The organism is Hydrogenophaga sp. (genome assembly GCF_051007235.1).
GTDB lineage: Bacteria > Pseudomonadota > Gammaproteobacteria > Burkholderiales > Burkholderiaceae_C > Hydrogenophaga.
Window position 1 is genome coordinate 1 of sequence record NZ_JBPCSJ010000285.1, and the last position, 2,502, is coordinate 2,502.

Sequence of the window (2,502 nt, forward strand, 5' to 3'; positions counted from 1 at the left end):
CACCTCCAGCGGCGTGTCCTGGAACACCCGGTTGAAGCCCTCGGGGTTGACGAAGCGCACCGTCAGCAGCACGGCGTGCAAGGCCACCGACACGCCCAGCGCCAGCTGCAGCGTGGAGAGACCCTTGAGGAAGCCCAGGAGTGGTTTCACGCGGGGGATTATCCGTGTGCCGGCTCAGGCGGCCGGTGCGTCACCACTGGCCGGGGCTTCGTTGACGTCGATCGCCAGCGCCAGCGGCGCGGCCAGCTCTTCGCCTTCGTCCTCGGCGGACTCGTCCAGCGCTTCCACCGGACCGTCGAGCCGTTCGATGACGGTGCCCGAGACGTCCAGCGCGATCTCGTCGATGGCGCCCAGGCGCACCCGCACATGGGCGCCGCGCGGCAGGCCTTCGGCGCCCAGCACCGGCATGACCAGCGGCAGGCTGTCGGCACGCACCAGGTTGTCCTTGATCAGCGTGGCCGTCAGCTCGGTGGTGCCGGTCTGCTGCAGGTGCTTGAGCGTCCAGAACCGCTCCATGCCGTTCTGGAAGCCGTTGTAGGCGGTGTAGGCCGCGTCAAAACCGCTGATGACGGCGAACAGGTTCGCGTCCTTGGGCTTGAACGGTGCGGCCAGCGCGGCGGTCTTGCCGTGGCGCGCGCAGGCGATGATCTGCCACTGGTTGACCAGGTCCACATAGCGGCGCAAGGGCGAGGTGCTCCAGGCGTAGGCCTTGACGCCGATGCCCGCGTGCGGCGCCACCTTGGTGCCCATGCGCACCTTCATGCCCGGTGCCAGGCTGGCCTGGCTGCGGTAGATGCCGGGCACGCCGCAGTCGGCCAGCCACTGGCCCCAGCTGCTGTTGGCCAGGATCATGGCTTCGGCCACCATCAAATCGAGCGGCGCGCCGCGCGAACGGGTGCCGATGACCACCGTCTCGCTGCCGTCGGGTTCGTTGCCGGACACGCCCTGCAGTTTGAAGGTGTAGTCCGGGCGGTTGAAGGTCTCGGGCTTGCCGCGCACGATCTCGCGCTGCGCCTTCAGGTGCTTGGCGAGGCGGAAGATGAAGGCCAGTTGCGGCTGCAGCGCGGCGATCTCGTCGCTGGCCGTGCCCACCGGGGCCTCGCCGGTCAGCCAGGCTTCTGTGATGACGCTGTCGAGCTGGTCGTGGCGCAGGTTGTGGGCGATCGGCACGCGCTCCAGCGCGGTGCGGGTTCCCTTGAGCTCCAGGGTCGTTTCGTCAAAGCTCGCGTACAGCGAGACGGCCGGGCAGTCGCGCCCAGCTTCCAGCGTGTAGGTCTGCACCACCGCGTCGGGCAGCATGGTGATCTTGTGGCCCGGCATGTAGACGGTGGACAGTCGGTGCCGTGCCACAGCGTCGATGGCGTCGTCGGGCTTGATGGCCAGGCCCGGCGCCGCGATGTGGATGCCCAGCGTGACCGTGCCGCTGCCCAGGCCTTGCAGTGAGAGGGCGTCGTCGATCTCGGTGGTCTGTGAGTCGTCGATGGAGAAGGCCTTCACCGCGGCCACCGGCAGTTCGTCGGTGATGGCGGGTGCCTGCAGCGCCGGGAAACCGGTGCCCTTGGGGAACTGGTCGAACAGGAAGCGTTGCCAGTGGAACTGGTAGGCGCTGGTGATGGCACCGGCCTTTTCCAGCAAGGTCAGCGGGTTCAGGTGGCTGCTGCGCGCGGCCTCGACCACGGCCTTGTACTCGGGCGCGTTCTTGTCCGGCTTGAACAGGATCTTGTAGAGCTGCTGGCGCACCGGCGCCGGGCATGTGCCAGCCACCAGTTCGGCGGTCCAGGCGTCGATCTGGGCCTGGACCTGTTTCTTTTTCTCGATGGCGGCCAGCGCCTGCGCCACGATCTCGGCCGGGGCCTTCTTGTAGCGGCCCTTGCCGGCGCGGCGGAAATAGTGCGGCGCGCCCTGCAGACAGATCAGCGCGGCGACCTGCTGCTCGGTGGTGGCCGGGTCGTTGAAATAGTCGCCGGCCAGGTCGGCAAAACCGAACTCGTCTTCGGGCGCGAACTCGTAGGCCAGCTCCAGTTCCATGGACGCGGCCAGCGCGGTGGCGGCGGGCATGAGCTGGGCCGGTGCGGGCTTCTCGAAGCGCAGCAAGGCGTTGGCGGCCTTGACCTTCACGCGTTTGCCGGAGTCGAGCTCCACTTGCAGGGAGCTTTCGGCTTCGGACAGGAGGCGACCGGTCATCAGTTTGCCGGCTTCGTCGAACAGGATGTGCATGGGGCGGGATTGTCCCATGCGGCGGGTGATCGCCCGGCTTCAGCCAATCAGGTCCAGGAACCGGAACACCTCGTCGATGTGGTCATCGAAATCGCTGATCGCGTGGTCGCTGCCGGGCAGCAGGTGGATCTGACCATCGGCGCAAAAGGCCTGCATCTCGCGCCAGTCCAGCACCTCGTCGCCCTGGGCCACGATGGCGAACTGGCGTTCTGGTGTGGCCGGTTGCTGTGCGGCGAGCCGTGCGATGTCCTGCTCCTGCGCAAGCAGCTGATCGACGAACACCGG

The 2,502-nt window shown here is 67.7% G+C and carries 2 protein-coding genes and 1 pseudogene; all 3 read right to left on the reverse strand.

The features are described from left to right. Positions 1–150, reverse strand: a pseudogene (locus ACR2JA_RS10110) (energy transducer TonB); the annotation flags it as partial. A 24-nt stretch (positions 151–174) separates the two neighbouring features. Continuing rightward, positions 175–2,217, reverse strand: a complete 2,043-nt coding sequence (locus tag ACR2JA_RS10115; RefSeq protein ID WP_434008959.1) for a ribonuclease catalytic domain-containing protein — start codon at positions 2,215–2,217, stop codon at positions 175–177. A gap of 39 nt (positions 2,218–2,256) precedes the next feature. Continuing rightward, the coding region (locus ACR2JA_RS10120; RefSeq protein WP_434008958.1) for a YqiA/YcfP family alpha/beta fold hydrolase at positions 2,257–2,502 on the reverse strand (246 nt) is incomplete at its 5' end.

Bases quoted from the DNA above. Each gene is read 5' to 3' on its own strand.
- ACR2JA_RS10115 (WP_434008959.1), bottom strand. From the start codon at position 2,217: ATGCACATCCTGTTCGACGAAGCCGGCAAACTGATGACCGGTCGCCTC.